The sequence below is a fragment of the Niallia sp. HCP3S3_B10 genome (genome assembly GCF_052064465.1).
Lineage (GTDB): Bacteria > Bacillota > Bacilli > Bacillales > Cytobacillaceae > Niallia > Niallia hominis.
On the sequence record NZ_JBQHVO010000088.1, the window covers coordinates 1 to 14,825 of the forward strand.

General features: G+C 35.7%; 14 protein-coding genes. 3 read left to right on the forward strand and 11 right to left on the reverse strand.

Going from position 1 to position 14,825, the window contains the following annotated elements:
- Positions 1 to 337 precede the first annotated feature (337 nt).
- Both ACTNDN_RS23255 and ACTNDN_RS23260 read right to left on the reverse strand, forming a co-directional pair.
- Positions 338 to 1,567, reverse strand: a complete 1,230-nt coding sequence (locus ACTNDN_RS23255) for a pyridoxal-phosphate-dependent aminotransferase family protein (protein ID WP_109769262.1) — start codon at positions 1,565 to 1,567, stop codon at positions 338 to 340.
- An 80-nt stretch (positions 1,568 to 1,647) separates the two neighbouring features.
- Positions 1,648 to 2,883 (reverse strand): Zn-dependent hydrolase, encoded by a 1,236-nt coding sequence (locus ACTNDN_RS23260; RefSeq protein WP_031538526.1) that lies wholly within the window; start codon positions 2,881 to 2,883, stop codon positions 1,648 to 1,650.
- A 272-nt stretch (positions 2,884 to 3,155) separates the two neighbouring features.
- Here ACTNDN_RS23260 and ACTNDN_RS23265 point away from each other — a divergent pair, with 272 nt between their 5' ends.
- Positions 3,156 to 4,802 carry a PucR family transcriptional regulator gene (locus ACTNDN_RS23265; RefSeq protein WP_235251803.1) on the forward strand — a complete coding sequence of 549 codons (1,647 nt, stop codon included), beginning with the start codon at positions 3,156 to 3,158 and terminating at the stop codon, positions 4,800 to 4,802.
- Positions 4,803 to 4,950: 148 nt separating this feature from the next.
- Positions 4,951 to 6,285, forward strand: coding sequence for a nucleobase:cation symporter-2 family protein (locus ACTNDN_RS23270; RefSeq protein WP_031538529.1), 1,335 nt, complete (start codon positions 4,951 to 4,953; stop codon positions 6,283 to 6,285).
- 52 nt (positions 6,286 to 6,337) lie between these two features.
- Here the strand turns inward: ACTNDN_RS23270 and ACTNDN_RS23275 are convergent, their stop codons facing one another.
- From ACTNDN_RS23275 to ACTNDN_RS23295, 5 genes are all read right to left on the reverse strand, one after another.
- Entirely contained in the window at positions 6,338 to 7,573 is a 1,236-nt protein-coding gene (locus ACTNDN_RS23275; protein WP_031538531.1) for an NAD(P)-dependent malic enzyme, read from the reverse strand.
- Positions 7,574 to 7,831: 258 nt separating this feature from the next.
- Positions 7,832 to 8,521 carry a ribose-5-phosphate isomerase RpiA gene (gene rpiA / locus ACTNDN_RS23280; protein ID WP_031538533.1) on the reverse strand — a complete coding sequence of 230 codons (690 nt, stop codon included), beginning with the start codon at positions 8,519 to 8,521 and terminating at the stop codon, positions 7,832 to 7,834.
- A gap of 82 nt (positions 8,522 to 8,603) precedes the next feature.
- The gene (locus ACTNDN_RS23285) at positions 8,604 to 9,461 is read right to left on the reverse strand and encodes a DUF421 domain-containing protein (protein WP_031538534.1); all 858 of its coding nucleotides are present in this window, start codon (positions 9,459 to 9,461) and stop codon (positions 8,604 to 8,606) included.
- A 15-nt stretch (positions 9,462 to 9,476) separates the two neighbouring features.
- Positions 9,477 to 9,683, reverse strand: coding sequence for a DUF1657 domain-containing protein (locus tag ACTNDN_RS23290; RefSeq protein ID WP_031538536.1), 207 nt, complete (start codon positions 9,681 to 9,683; stop codon positions 9,477 to 9,479).
- 85 nt (positions 9,684 to 9,768) lie between these two features.
- Positions 9,769 to 9,975 carry a DUF1657 domain-containing protein gene (locus ACTNDN_RS23295; RefSeq protein WP_031538538.1) on the reverse strand — a complete coding sequence of 69 codons (207 nt, stop codon included), beginning with the start codon at positions 9,973 to 9,975 and terminating at the stop codon, positions 9,769 to 9,771.
- A 176-nt stretch (positions 9,976 to 10,151) separates the two neighbouring features.
- Here ACTNDN_RS23295 and ACTNDN_RS23300 point away from each other — a divergent pair, with 176 nt between their 5' ends.
- Entirely contained in the window at positions 10,152 to 10,397 is a 246-nt protein-coding gene (locus ACTNDN_RS23300) for a hypothetical protein (RefSeq protein WP_284560955.1), read from the forward strand.
- Positions 10,398 to 10,559: 162 nt separating this feature from the next.
- Here the strand turns inward: ACTNDN_RS23300 and zupT are convergent, their stop codons facing one another.
- The 4 genes from zupT to ACTNDN_RS23320 all read right to left on the reverse strand — a co-directional run bounded on the left by zupT (position 10,560) and on the right by ACTNDN_RS23320 (position 14,196).
- Positions 10,560 to 11,369 carry a zinc transporter ZupT gene (gene zupT, locus ACTNDN_RS23305; RefSeq protein ID WP_031538542.1) on the reverse strand — a complete coding sequence of 270 codons (810 nt, stop codon included), beginning with the start codon at positions 11,367 to 11,369 and terminating at the stop codon, positions 10,560 to 10,562.
- Positions 11,370 to 11,645: 276 nt separating this feature from the next.
- Positions 11,646 to 11,864, reverse strand: coding sequence for a hypothetical protein (locus ACTNDN_RS23310; RefSeq protein ID WP_031538544.1), 219 nt, complete (start codon positions 11,862 to 11,864; stop codon positions 11,646 to 11,648).
- Positions 11,865 to 12,032: 168 nt separating this feature from the next.
- The gene (locus ACTNDN_RS23315) at positions 12,033 to 13,550 is read right to left on the reverse strand and encodes a flavocytochrome c (RefSeq protein ID WP_031538545.1); all 1,518 of its coding nucleotides are present in this window, start codon (positions 13,548 to 13,550) and stop codon (positions 12,033 to 12,035) included.
- Positions 13,551 to 13,770: 220 nt separating this feature from the next.
- Entirely contained in the window at positions 13,771 to 14,196 is a 426-nt protein-coding gene (locus tag ACTNDN_RS23320; protein ID WP_109769259.1) for a MaoC family dehydratase, read from the reverse strand.
- Positions 14,197 to 14,825 lie beyond the last annotated feature (629 nt).

The window sequence follows — 14,825 nt, forward strand, 5'->3', positions numbered from 1 at the left end:
GAACGTTTCTCTGTTACCTTTTCTTGCTCTTTCTCTTGCTTTTGGGCCCAGAGAACGTTTCTCTGTTACCTTTTCCTGCTCTTTCTCTTGCTTTTGGGCTCAGAGAACGCTCCTCTGTTACCTTTTCCTGCTCTTTCTCTTGCTTTCGGGCTCAGAGAACGCTCCTCTGTTACCTTTTCTTGCTCTTTCTCTTGCTTTCGGGCTCAGAGAACGTTTCTCTGTTACCTTTTCCTGCTCTTTCTCTTGCTTTTGGGCTCAGAGAACGCTCCTCTGTTACCTTTTCTTGCTCTTTCTCTTGCTTTCGAGCACAGAGAACGTTTCTCTGTTACTTACTATCCTAACCCCTTGAATAAAAATCCAATGTCGTTTGAAGTGCTTGACCAGCAGGAAGTTTTACTCCATGTCTAATCAAGCAGGCTTCTAGGCTGGCAAGTACGAATAGGACATTTTCTTTTCGGCAACTATAGCCCATCGTACCTATTCTCCATATTTTCCCATACAAAGGACCAAAAGAGCTTGCAATTTCTACACCAAATTGTTGAAGCATCATACTTCGGACAGATTCTGCATCTATACCTTCTGGCACTTTAATGCAAGTAACAGTTGGTAGTTTACACTTGCTATCACTAAATAACTCTAGCTCCATTCCTTTAATTCCTTCCATTAATGCTTGTTCATGGTATTGATGTCTGGCGAATCTATTTTCCAGTCCTTCCTCTAAAACAATTCTTAATCCCTCATGTAATGCGTATAACATAGAAGTTGCTTCTGTATGATGATTTAATCTTCTTGGACTCCAATAATCCTGTAATTGTGCTAAGTCTAAATAATTGGAGCGGATCGGAGCATGGGCTTTTTTCTCTGCTAACTCACTGTCTGTCGCTATCCCTCTTTCTACCTTTTTCCGCGCAATCAATACTTTTTCCACTCGATCATTATATGTAATAGGAGCATTTCCTGATGGCACCGATAAACATTTTTGATTCCCACCAATCACTGCATCTATATGCCAATTATCTGTTTGCACATTTACACCGCCAATCGTTGCCACAGCGTCGACGATAAATAGGATATCTTGTTCACGGCATGCTTTACCAATCTCTTCTAATGGCTGCATACACCCAGTTGATGTTTCACCATGAACAAGTGCCACCATTTTTGGATTCACTCGTTTCATTTCTGCAATGATATCTTCCGGGTCAAAAACTTCGCCCCATTCACATTGAAGTAAATGAATATCTGCCCCATATCTTTCAGCAATTTCTGTTAACAAATGGCCAAATCTTCCGTAAATCGGTATTAGTACTTTATCTCCCGGCTCGATAATACTGGCCAAGACAGCTTCAAGTCCAGATCTCGAGGTTCCATCTATCGGATATGCCCACTTATTTTTTGTTTGGAAAACTTGTTGGATCATTGCCATTACGTCATTCATGATGGACGTAAACGCAGGATCAAATTGACCTAAAATAGGAGTGCTTAGTGCTCTTAACACGCGTGGATCCACTTCAACTGGACCTGGTGTCATAATTGTTCTTATAGGTGTGTTTAATTCTGAAAAAGTCATTGGATAACGTCCTTTCCTTTTATCTATTTTCTTTACTACAACGCATAATTCTTTTCTTTCTATAAAAATATGTACATTCCTTAATAAGCTAAACGGTGCAATAATTGGATGAGAACACTAATCCCTCTTTTTAAATCTTCTAGATTCGTGTGTTCTTTGGGAGAATGGCTGACGCCAGAAACACTTGGCACAAATAGTAAAGCAGACGGACAGTATGTTCCAAATACTTGCGCATCATGCCCTGCCCCACTGATCATTTTTCGGTTTGGAATATTCATTTCTTGTACAATGGTATGAGCTAGCTCTGTTAATTCTGCATCCATCGCAACAGCCTTAACGTTCATCCATTGTTCCCATTCAACATTCATGCTCGCCTCTATACTTTTCTGCTTAAAATAAGCAAAAATTTTCTTGCAAAAATAATCTAGTACTTCTTCTTGATGATGCCTGACATCTAACGAAAACGTAACTTCTTTTGCAATTACATTCGGAACATTAGGCGCGGCTACTATTTTCCCGACCGTTGCTACTAACTGTGAATCAATTTCCTTAGCTTGGTTTATAGCATAAGTAATTAATTCAGCAGCCAAATGCATACTATCCTTTCGATAATACATGGGAGTCGTACCTGCATGGTTGCTCTCTCCTGTTACCTTAACCGTAAATCGTCTTTGCCCAACAATATGAGAAACGACGCCAATGGACTCTTGCTCTTTCTCCAATACTGCACCTTGTTCGATATGTATTTCTATGAAACAATCAATATCTGCTCTTTTTACTTCTTCTCTATCTGGTTGCAAGCCCATGGATGACATCGCATGCGAAAAGGACATATTATTCGCATCGTATAAACCTATGCAATCCTCCTTCGTATATTTTCCTGTTATGGATCCTGAACCCCAGAAAGCTAAAGGAAATCGACTCCCTTCTTCCTCGCATAATGATACAACTTCTATTGTTTTTTTGGGGATTCCATAATGTCTCTTTAAATAGTCCAAAGCAAGCAGACTTGCTATGATTCCATACGCACCATCATATTTTCCTCCATCTATTACTGTATCAATATGGGAACCTGTCAAAATTGTTTTCTCGCTTTCAAGGGACCCTTCTAGCCTGCCAAACAGATTGCCTACTCCATCAAAATAGGTTTTTAAACCAATCTCATTCATTTTTTGTAAAAGAGCATGCTGAGCTAACCGCCAATTTTCATCATAAAGAAGTCGTGTAACCCCGCCATTTTCGTTAGCCCCGAATGTAGCCAGCCATTCCATCCACTTGCCTACTTCTTTTGTATCTATTTCATTAGATGTCTTCATTTCAATCGCTCCTATTCAGGGGAGATCTCCAATTAATTCAACCTAAAATGAAGGAACAAGGCTCTTCATTTTGTTATTTCCCCATAACTTTTTCTAGCATAAAATGCCCATTAAAACTACGCACTATTATTTATGTAACCATTATTTTAATAAGCACTCGCTGGCAATACATTAGATAAAGTGTTAGAATTATCTAAATACTTTGTATAAAATAACTAAATCCGAAATGCGGAGAAGACTTGTAATATAGCGTTCTTTTAGGAGGAGATAAAATGAAACTAGCAGAAATACTACAAAAACCTGTTTTCAATGCTGTGGAAGTTATTGCAGGTCATACTGGTTTAAATAAAGAAATTAAGAATATTACGATGATGGATGCGCCAGATATTGTTGAATATTTATATCCTAACGATTTATTAGTTACAACAGCCTACCATCTTAAAGATAAGCCTGATGTTTTGCTTTCCTTAATAAAAAGTATGCAGGAAAAAGATTGTACTGCACTAGGAATTAAAGCAAAAAGATTTTTAGGACAGATTCCACAAGAAGCAATTCAATTTGCAAATGAAAAAGGCTTTCCACTTTTAGAAATTCCATTAGAAACATCACTTGGTGAAATTGTTAATGGCTCTTTAAATTATATGCTGAGTCAGAGAACAGCAGAGCTAACCAATGCCTTTGAAACCCATCGAAAATTCACACAGCATATTTTGAAAGGAAAAGGGATAAAAAGGCTTGTAGACGACCTATCGCAAATGATTAACAAGCGAATTGTTTTACTTGATGCACATTTTCAAATGCATACCTCTTCTCATACTAGAAATTCGATTGAAAACTACTTCAGCTCCCTTCATGCAAAAGGATATGAATTTTTATTAGCAAGCTCGCCCTATTCTTGTTTTTCGAGCAGAAATACAGAAGAAGTTTTTACTATTTTTCCAATTTATACTCATATGAGGAAGCCAGCATTTTTAGTTGTGCTTGGAGAAATATCGATTGAAGACAAGAGTTTACTGCTTACCATTGAACAAGCTACCAACGTTTTATCTTTTGAGCTAATGAGAGAAAATACAGTAAAGCAATATTCACGAAGGGCACGAAATGATTTCTTTGCTCAGTTTGTGGAAGGCAAATTTACTTTTGCGGAGGAAATTGAAAGTCGGGCAAAAGAATTTTCTTTAAAAAGTGAACATGCTTCGATTGCAATTATTGGCAAAATGGATAACAGTGATCAATATATCTCCTTTACACAGCATTCAGTTGAGGTGGATTATATATATGAATATTTGGAAACGGAAATAAAAAAAGCACCATTTAACTCCCAGCTTTTTATTAAAGATGATCACTGTATTATTATTATGGAAGTCGCCCATTCATCTTATGATTTAGACCATTCGATTCTTCCTTATTTGCAAAATATTCAAGAGTATATTGGAAATACCTTTAAACGGTCTATCTCATTTGGTATTAGCAATGTTTTTCAGCGTCTATTAAATTTACCTAATGCCTATAAAGAAGCACTTAGTGCCTTACATATTGGACAGCTATCTGGCAATATCCCCTTTATCCAGATTCACCGGCCAAAGGATGTCTTTGAGATATTACGAATTATTCCAACGAAGGATCTTCAGGAATTTTACGAATATATCTTTCAATCATTTACAACCAATCAGCAGCAGGAAGAGGAACAGATATTACTAAATACTTTATCGGTATACTTAGAAACGCATTGCCAAATTTCTGAAACGGCAAAACGCCTTTATGTTCATCGTAACACTGTAATCTATCGTTTAGAGAAATGTGAAGAACTCTTAGGAAAAAGTCTGAAAGATCCAGAAACAACCTTTCATCTTCGATTTGCATTCCGGATAAAGTCGATATTAAAAACGAATGAAGGAAAAAAGCAAATTCAAATATAGTGGAGTCTACTTAGATATATAATCTATATTTTCTAAATATTTTGTACAATATAACCAATGACTTCTTTCTTCTTGCTCATTATGATGTTAATTAGCATAACAACAAGTGTTAACTTTATTAACATTATAAGAAAAAGGAGTGTAATGAATGGCTCAAAACAAAGAAAAGGGTTTAAAAATTTTTTCTTTAGGACTTCAGCATGTGCTTGCCATGTATGCAGGTGCTATCCTCGTACCGTTATTAGTTGGAAGAGCATTAAATTTAACAACCGAACAACTCGCTTATCTTGTTGCAATTGATTTATTAACATGCGGAATTGCCACCTTGCTTCAAGCTTGGAAAAATAAATATTTAGGAATTGGATTACCCGTTGTTCTCGGTAGCTCCTTTGTTGCTGTAACGCCGATGATTTCCATAGGAACAAATTACGGAGTTACTGCTATTTATGGAGCTATCATCATAACAGGACTTTTCATGATTATTTGCGCTCCTTTTTTCAGTAAAATAACGAAACTTTTCCCTCCTGTCGTGATAGGAACAGTGGTCACAATAATCGGTTTATCACTCATTCCATCAGGCATTAAAAATATGGGCGGAGGAGCAACTAGTGAAGATTTTGGTTCCATTGAAAATCTGATTCTTTCATTCGGGGTATTATTATTTATTCTCTTGTTAAATCGTTTCACAAAAGGATTTATGCAATCATTGTCTGTTCTAATGGGAATTATCGTCGGTACTGTTGTTGCTGCTTTTCTTGGAAAAGTGAATCTTTCCCCAGTAAAAGAGGCGAGTTGGTTCCATTTCCCTGAACTATTTTATTTCGGAACTCCTAGCTTTGAGATAGGTCCGATCCTTACAATGTTAATTGTTGGTTTGGTTATCGTCATTGAATCAACTGGCGTTTTCTTTGCACTAAGCAAGATTACGGAAACTCCTTTAAGTGAAAAAGATTTGACAAGAGGATATCGAGCAGAAGGAGTGGCCATTACTTTAGGTGGATTATTCAATGCATTTCCGTATAACACCTTCGCACAAAACGTTGGTCTTGTACAGCTTTCTAAAGTGAAAACCGTCAATGTTGTTGTCGCTGCCGGAGGAATTTTAGTCTTCCTAGGACTCATTCCGAAAGTTGCAGCATTCGCTACCATAATCCCAACACCTATATTAGGCGGAGCAACGGTTGTTATGTTTGGGATGGTTGTAGCTTCTGGAATCAGAATGCTTAGTAAAGTAGATTTTACAAATCAAGCTAACTTATTGATTATAGCATGCTCTATTTCCATCGGCTTAGGAGCAACTGCTGTTCCTACTTTATTTGATCAACTTCCTTCTGGACTACGTATCATTGTCAGTGATGGAATTATTACTGGAAGTATAGCTGCTATCCTGTTAAATCTTCTTTTTAGGGTAAAAACAAATAAACAAAGCACGAGTGCTTCCATTCTCCCTACAGAAGAAGTAACCGAAACACATACACTTTAATGAGAAAAGCGGCCAGTCTTATTTTGACAAACGGCCGCTTTTCTCATTTCCTTTATTCATCTCTTAGCTTTGTCAGATTCATCGTTTTCATTCTCACTTGTTCTGGATTGACCTGAATTCTCGCTACATTTGTTTCCATTGCTGTTCTCGCAACAGCCGCCGCAACAGCGGGAGCTACTCTTGCATCAAAAGGACTTGGAATAACATACTCTTCATCCAACTCTGATTCCGCAATTAATTCTGCAATTGCTTCAGCAGCAGCTTTTTTCATCGCTTCATTAATAGCCGTTGCTCGGACATCTAAAGCACCACGAAAAACACCTGGGAATGCCAATACATTATTTACTTGGTTCGGAAAATCAGATCTTCCTGTTCCGATTATCCTAGCACCTGCTTCTTTCGCTTCAGCAGGACTTATTTCTGGCACTGGATTTGCCAGCGCAAAAATAATTGCGTCCTGATTCATCGTTCGTACCATCTCTTTTGTTAAGGTACCTGCGACAGAAACTCCAATAAATACGTCCGCTCCTTTAATAGCATCACGCAAAGACCCTTTTTCATTTTCTCCATTTGTAAAGGTTGCCACAGATTCTTTTGCTTGGTTCATTCCAACAGATCTTCCTGCATAAATCGTCCCTTTTGTGTCACATAAAATCATATTGGTTACACCAGAAGAAAAGAGAAGTTTCGCAATGGCTATCCCCGAAGCACCAGCCCCATTTATAACAATTTTTAAATCCTTCATTTCTTTATTTACAAGCTTCAGTGCATTAATAAGACCAGCTAATGCTACAATCGCCGTTCCATGCTGATCATCATGAAATACAGGAATATCTAATTCTTGCTTTAATCGTTCTTCTATTTGAAAACAATCAGGTGCAGCAATGTCTTCTAGGTGGATTGCACCAAAAGTAGGAGCCATTAATTTCACAGTTTCCACTATCTTATCTTTATCTATTGTATTTAAAGCAATCGGAAAGGCATCTACCCCAGCAAAGCTTTTTAATAAAATTGCTTTTCCCTCCATAACCGGAAGAGAGGCCGCTGCCCCAATATTCCCCAAACCAAGTACAGAGCTACCGTTTGTCAAGAGGCCCACCATATTCCCTTTCATCGTAAAATCATATACAGATTCAGGATTTTCGAAGATTTCTTTACACGGTTCGGCAACTCCTGGAGAATAAGCTAGACTTAAATCATGGGCATTTTTCACATCTATCTTTGCATAAATCCCTAATTTCCCTTGTTTAACCTGATGCATATGTAAAGCTTCTTCTCTTAAAGACATTTTATCTCTCCCTTATTGATTGCCATTTTCTCTAACATAATGCTTCTTTCTCATTGAGGTATTTTTCATGGTATATTGAAAAGCCAAAAAGGAAACGCTTTCATAAACTAAGCTTTATTAGACATTTTTTCTGCATGGTTAAATCCAACGAGATATCACGCAGTTACCCCCACCTAACCATTTATTAGACGAGGGCTAACTGCAAGTTAATGTTTAATACATTTTCATCTTTAATATATGATTATTCAATATTCACCATTATTCATTTTTAGCTATATCAACAATTATTTCGTCCTGCTTATTTACAGAGATTAATACATCAACCATATGAATAAAGAGACCATTTTCTACTACTCCTACTATATTATTCAGTGTTTGATGTAATTGCTTGGGGTTTTGGATACTAGAAAAAGAACAATCGATAATATAGTTTCCATTATCCGTAAGATAAATCTCTTCGTCTTTCATCCGCAACTCTGTTTTGCACCCTAATTTCTGAATAGCTTTCTCTGTTTGTTTATACCCAAATGGAACTACCTCTACAGGCAAAGGAAAATGGCCTAAGGTTTGGACTTTCTTGCTCCCATCAGCTACAACAATAAAGGTTTTGGCAGCACTCGCAATTATTTTTTCTCGTAATAATGCTCCGCCTCCTCCTTTTATAGCAAAGAAATTGGCATCAATTTCATCTGCACCATCAATGGCAATATCTAATTCTTCCACTTCATTGATATCAACTAATTGAATTCCATATTCACTTGCTAATTTTTCCGTAGCTTTTGACGTGGCAACCCCTTTTAAATTCATCCCTGCCTTAATCATTTCGCCCATCGTTTTAATCACATAAAATGCTGTAGATCCTGTTCCTAGTCCAACTGTCATTCCATCTTTTACATATTGAATTGCTGCTGTTTCTCCTACTAATGCTTTTTCAGCCTGTCTATCCATCCTGTTCACCTACAATTATTTTGTCATCGTTATCCTCCCTTCTATAATAGATGATATATCCTTCTCTTTCATCTATTTTTCATTAGATATTATCTCCTAAATACATTTTCACTTTATTTTTTACTTGCTCCATTTTATTCGCATTTTTTCTATACATTAATTTCGCCTCTTTATTGTCTGTTTGTAGCGAATACATTTCCAAGTCTGCTTGTACTTTTTTTATCGTCGCAAGCAATAGTGGTCTTTCTTGTGCTTCTGCCAGCTTGATTTTATCGTCAAAAATGTCAATGGTAAGTTCCCCATAAGAATCAACTTGCCCTAGGAATACATTATCTTGTGTTACACCTAATTTCTCTAATTCCATACGCAACCAAGATGGGGTTTTTCCCGCTTTTGTTAAAGAATCATAAACGATATTCCCATCCATTATGATCGTTTGAGGCGCCTTTTCACTTGGCACTTTCATGTTAAGATCTTTGGGAGTGATGGGTCTATTTTCCTTTTTCAATAAAACACTGAGCATTCCCTTTGGCTCAAGTACAGCATATTCAATTTCTGCCAAGCTAAAAACATCTTTTTGCCGCAAAAGCGTAGAAAAATCATCAATCGTATAATGCTCTTTCTTCAAATTCCCTTCCAGGAGTTTTCCATCTTCCACCAATACCGTGCCAGTGCCTTCTATTACATTGCGCAATGTTTTACTTTTTAAGGAAATCACATCTGCTAAATAGGAGATGATTGCAAAGACGAATATCCCGAGTATCCCATGCATAACACTAAGACTGGAGTTTAGGATAACCTCTCCTGCGATATCTCCCAGTGTAATACCTGCTATGTATTCAAAAAGGGATAACTGAGAAATATGCTTTTTTCCTAATAGTTTTGTGGTAATAAATAATACAATGACAAAAAGCAAAGAACGCAAAACTACGATAAACATGTTTTCACCATCCCATTAAGAAGAGCTATATTCCTTTTCTTCTCGCTCTAATTGATATACCCTTAGCTGAATATCATTTTTAATCTCTCCAACTAATACCATTGCTTCGTGAAAAGCCTTTTGGGCCTCTTCTTCCATGGAATGAAGAGCAAAGGCAGATAGCTGGGATTCAATACCTTTTAAACTCGCTAAAGTCTGCTTCACATTAGATGCAACTGTCATCTTTTCCTCCAATAGAAGAGAAGCCGTATATAGAAGGGAAGTCAATTTTCTCCTAGAAACGGCTTCTCGATATTTTTAGCATGTATTATTGTTGTGCATATTGTGGTTCTTCTTTCTGAATCTCTTGTAGCCTTGGATTTAAGGAATCAACTATTTGTTGTGTTTGTTGTGCAGCAGTTTGATATATTTGCTTTGCCGATTGGTTATCTGTAGCTAAAGCAAAGGTTTCTAAACTTGCTTGTGCACTTTTTAAACCAGCAATTGTTTGTTTAACGTCTGAAATTACCGTCATAGAGCAGCCACCGTCCTTAAATTTTTTTACTACCTTTATATCATTTCATTAACGTCTATTGTTATGCAGTAAAAAAAATCCAAATCTATAGAGAGAAGCCCTCTTTGGCCTTTAAATAATTGAAACTTTTGCTTTATACAGCCGTATTATTTAGTAAAAACAGAAGGAGTTAAAAAATGATTACTGTCATTATCGTTTTAACTGTATTTTCTATTCCCCTAGCTGGTATTATAACTACCCATTTAGAGAAGCAGACAAAATTAAATCATGCTATGCTAAAAGATCAATTGGAGCTTGAAAGATTAAAGCATGAAAATTTTTTATTAGAAACAAATAAAATGAAATTAGAAGTGGAGAAGAGAAAATGGAGAAGGAAAATAATTTATTGGAGAAGAAGTGATTTAGAACTAGGCATTTCTTGAAAAAGTGGGGGGACAACCTTAGCTCCTTGGCTAAAGCTTGCTTTATTCCCCGTAGGAGTGGACTGTCCCCCACTTCGTTGTTAAAAGTTTTTTTGCTTCAAAAAGGAAATAATTTTTAAAAAACTGAATAGCGTAATTCATTTAATATTATTCAACCAAGCTTTAAATAAACAATAACAGACTTACTGCCATCACAGCCATTCCTGCTATTAAGCCGTATATCGATAGGTGACCTTCGTCATATTTTTTTGCTGCTGGCAATAATTCATCTAGTGAAATAAAAACCATAATGCCTGCTACTGCTGCAAAAATTAGTCCAAACATAACATCATTTAGAAATGGCATTAAAATAAGAAAGGCAACAATCGCGCCGACTGGTTCTGCTAATCCTGACAAAAAGGAAAGTTTAAATGCTTTTCTTCGATCACCTGTCGCAAAATAAACAGGGACTGCAACTGCGATTCCCTCTGGAATATTATGTATCGCTATCGCAACGGTAATTGCTACACCAAGTCCCGGATCCTGAAGAGCTGCAGTAAAGGTTGCAATCCCTTCTGGAAAATTGTGAATAGCAATTGCCAGTGCAGTAAAACTTCCCATTTTCAAAAGAGAGTGATCTGTCTGCCTTACATTAGATTTATTAATATCTTCCACTTTCTTTAACTCATGTGGGTTTCCTTGTTCAGGAACAAATTTATCTATTAAAGCAATTAACAATATTCCACCAAAGAACCCTGCTACAGTAAGCCAATTACCCGTTTGCTGTCCTAATGATCCAACTAATGCATCTTTTGCTTTCACAAAGATTTCAATCATCGATACATAAATCATCACACCGGCAGAGAAACCTAGCATCCAAGAGAGAAATTTTGTATTGGTGGTCGATGTAAAAAATGCAAGCATACTTCCTATCCCAGTAGCCAGCCCCGCTAATAATGTCAAACCAAATGCAACCAATAAATTTTCGGGCATTTAAATCCCCCTTATTCCTCTGTATTATTTTTAACTTTTTCGTATATACAAAAATTATACCTTCGTTTAAAAATGTTTCTCTTAGGAAAGATTTTAACCAATTTCGAAATATTCGTCAATTTATTTATGGATAGATTATATCTATAGTCATCTAGCTCTATACAAATTCAATCTTTGCTGAATAATGAAGAGCACTTTTTTAATTATACGTAAAAGGGATAATTTCTTTCCTCCCTTTTACAAATTTCTTAAGGCAAGTTAATGGAATTCTATGTATTAGTCTATTTTTCTTCTACTATTCATCTCTTTATATATTCTCTTTACACCCTCTGTAATAATCGTGCTTCCAATTAGATCGATAACAATATTTCCATTTATCATTTTAATTAAGTAATAAGATAATGTGCCTATTCCCATATCCATCATAACAAATCGCTTCATTTTCGATATGTCCATTACGACAATAATTATTTGTTTCTGATCCTCTTTATTCATTTTCCCCAACTCCCCTTTGCAATTAAAGTATGATGGAAAACGTTTGTCCGATGTCCTCCATTCTTCAACAATGGATTTTTCCAAAATAAAAGATTCAAATCATACACGATTTGAATCTTTTATCTTACCAATGTAATTTTTTTAACTTCTATTGTTTTTCAAAATAATCTATTGAGCTTTTACATAATCTGCAGACTTTACACCTGCTTGACGACCAAAGATGATAATCTCTGCAACAGAATTTCCTCCAATTCTATTCTCACCATGTAGAGCACCGGTTACTTCTCCTGCAGCAAATAATCCTGGAATAGTCTGACCCTCTTCATTAAGTACCTCTGTATTTGTATTTATTTTTACTCCACCCATTGTATAATGAATACCAGGAGCAATTTTAATAGCATAGTAAGGTGCCTTTGACAAATCATTTTCAATTCCTGTTGTTCTTCCAAAAGCTTGATCCTCTTTATTTGTAACAGCTTTATTCCAAGTATCTAATGTTACTTGCAGTTCATCTGAAGAAACATTCATTTTCTCAGCAAGCGCTTCTATTGTTTCTCCTTCTAGCACAAAGCCCATTTCCTCATATTGTTCAATTGCTTTTGCACGTGATTTTACGCCAGAATCAAACACTAAGTATGCTGATTTTTCTGGTAGTTCATTAATTGCTGCTGTTACTTTATCACGAGTATCAAGTTCATTTGTGAATCTTTTTCCTTCTACAGATACCAAGATAGCTCCTTCACCACGAACTGCTTCACCAATTAAGTAAGACTCCTCTTGTTGTACTGTTGGATGGACTTGAATTTGCTCTAAATCAACCGTCGCTCCTCCTAATTTTTCTATCATTTTAATACCATCACCAGTGCTACCAGCTTGGTTTGTAGTTACATAATCTCCTAGATCACTTCTTACTTCTTTTATCATTTCCATATTAGCGCCAAAACCACCTGTAGTGACAACCACCGCTTTTGCTGTAATTGTTTTTTCCTCTGTTTGATTGAAAAGTACGTCTACACCATTTACAATTCCATCTTTTTCAGTTATTTCCTTCACATCTGCGTTGACAAAAAGAGGTATCCCATTTTCTTGAACGTTTTTCAATAAACCATCTACAATATATTGCCCTACCGCTGATCCATCTTCAGGTCGGTGGGTACGTTTTTCATTCATCCCACCAGTAATCGTTAAATTATTCAAACGAATACCAATCGTATCTAGCCATTCAATCGCACTAGCTGAGTTATCAACAAAGAAACGTAGCATTTCCTTATCATTTGTTTCATGTCCACCCTTTAATGTTTCTTCATAAAAAAGATCATTACTATCTTCAATTCCTTGCTCTTTTTGAAACTTAGTTTCAGAAGCATTCATTCCAGAAGAAGCTTTTGTTGTATTTCCACCTGCAACAGGCATTTTTTCTAAAATAACGGGATTTAATCCTTTGGCCTTTGCTTCTAATGCAGCAGTCATCCCAGCGCCGCCAGCTCCAACAATGATAATATCATAGCTGTCTTTAAGCTCTTCATACGGTGTATAGCTTGTTTGAGAAGCTCCCGATACTGCCTCAGCTTCCTTTTCTTCATTTTCTTGTTTTTGTGTGCTATTTGTTTTTTCATTCCCACAGCCTGCAATAATAAGTACGAAAGAAAAAGCAAAAATAAAGGTTGCAATAAATTTCTTTTTCATCATTTATCCTCCAAATGATTTCATAATCTGATAATTGCGTTGATGCGTTTATCTACCAAAGTATAACATCAACTTTATAGATTGTGTAAAAGTTCACAAATTGTTAAAAATTCTTTTGTTTTTATAGTTAGCGCTTTCAACCAAAAAAACTGCCATTAAGCTCCTTTAAGACAGCTTAATGACAGCAAGACTACATTAATCAATTACTAATCCTGTTTATTCATTGTTTGATGAGTACAGATAATTCCCCTTCAAACACTTCTTCCTCTTTATCATTATACGTGCTAAGCAAAACTGTAAGAATTCCAGTAGCACTCCTATTTTGCTTTTTTTCGAGAACTTTTACAATCGTATAAAGTTCATCTCCTGGAAAAACGGCTTTCAAAAATTTAATATGATTCATTTCTGTTCCAGCTATAACATCCTCCCCATATTTCTCCTCTTCTACCCATAGTTTGAATGAAATAGCTAAAGTATGGATACCAGAAGCAATTATTCCTTTAAATCTGCCTTCCTTTGCTTTCTCTTCATTTACATGCATATATTGGGGATCAAATTCTCCTGCAAACTTTACTATCTCTTCTTTTGTAACTTTAAAGGATTTTGTTCTAAAGCTTTGTCCTATTTTAAATTCATCTAATTTCATTCTAGCCCTCTTTTCTTTTACTTATCTATAAACGGATTATAGCATCACAGATTAAATATCGCTCGTAGTTGACATATGTACACTGTAAACTATCATTCTATTCTTTATAAAAAATCGAGTAATCATGAAATAGATTACTCGATTTTTTTATTGGTTATGTGTTTATTCTTGTTATTTTTCATAATCTTTCGGAATGCAATCTTGCTAAAGCGCCTATTTTTTTATTGTTTTCTTCATAATTATCAGGAACGGTCATTTTAATAGATAAATACTAATTATTTTTTCATATTTAATCGGAAAAAATATTTTGTTTTCTATTAGAAATAATATATTAGCTACAGAACTACAAAGAATATAAAGGTGGCTATGCAGGAGGAAGAGCAACTTTTGGGGCAAAAATAATTCAAAAAAGCTACACAAATGATAAAATAATCAAAATGTGTAACTTTAAATTTGGGTGTAAATTTTAGGATTTTAATTAACTCTCTATATAATACTAATCAACCCAATTTATTGATTTCAAGTCTTGCTCTAGCCATGATTGAGTCAAGTTTTTGTGGGAGTTTTTTTTAGCTCCCTTTTTATAAAGTAAAACTTCTAATTTTGTATCCGTTTTCTAAATGTTTTCT

Excerpts from the sequence above, each read along its gene's own strand:
- ACTNDN_RS23295 (WP_031538538.1), bottom strand. The coding sequence starts at position 9,975 with ATGACGGTAATTTCAGACGTTAAACAAACAATTGCTGGTTTAAAAAGT.
- ACTNDN_RS23300 (WP_284560955.1), top strand. The coding sequence starts at position 10,152 with ATGATTACTGTCATTATCGTTTTAACTGTATTTTCTATTCCCCTAGCT.
- ACTNDN_RS23310 (WP_031538544.1), bottom strand. The coding sequence starts at position 11,864 with ATGAATAAAGAGGATCAGAAACAAATAATTATTGTCGTAATGGACATA.
- ACTNDN_RS23255 (WP_109769262.1), bottom strand. The coding sequence starts at position 1,567 with ATGACTTTTTCAGAATTAAACACACCTATAAGAACAATTATGACACCA.
- rpiA (WP_031538533.1), bottom strand. The coding sequence starts at position 8,521 with ATGGATAGACAGGCTGAAAAAGCATTAGTAGGAGAAACAGCAGCAATT.
- ACTNDN_RS23265 (WP_235251803.1), top strand. The coding sequence starts at position 3,156 with ATGAAACTAGCAGAAATACTACAAAAACCTGTTTTCAATGCTGTGGAA.
- ACTNDN_RS23285 (WP_031538534.1), bottom strand. The coding sequence starts at position 9,461 with ATGTTTATCGTAGTTTTGCGTTCTTTGCTTTTTGTCATTGTATTATTT.
- ACTNDN_RS23260 (WP_031538526.1), bottom strand. The coding sequence starts at position 2,883 with ATGAAGACATCTAATGAAATAGATACAAAAGAAGTAGGCAAGTGGATG.
- ACTNDN_RS23290 (WP_031538536.1), bottom strand. The coding sequence starts at position 9,683 with ATGACAGTTGCATCTAATGTGAAGCAGACTTTAGCGAGTTTAAAAGGT.
- ACTNDN_RS23315 (WP_031538545.1), bottom strand. The coding sequence starts at position 13,550 with ATGAAAAAGAAATTTATTGCAACCTTTATTTTTGCTTTTTCTTTCGTA.
- ACTNDN_RS23270 (WP_031538529.1), top strand. The coding sequence starts at position 4,951 with ATGGCTCAAAACAAAGAAAAGGGTTTAAAAATTTTTTCTTTAGGACTT.
- zupT (WP_031538542.1), bottom strand. The coding sequence starts at position 11,369 with ATGCCCGAAAATTTATTGGTTGCATTTGGTTTGACATTATTAGCGGGG.
- ACTNDN_RS23320 (WP_109769259.1), bottom strand. The coding sequence starts at position 14,196 with ATGAAATTAGATGAATTTAAAATAGGACAAAGCTTTAGAACAAAATCC.
- ACTNDN_RS23275 (WP_031538531.1), bottom strand. The coding sequence starts at position 7,573 with ATGTCTTTAAGAGAAGAAGCTTTACATATGCATCAGGTTAAACAAGGG.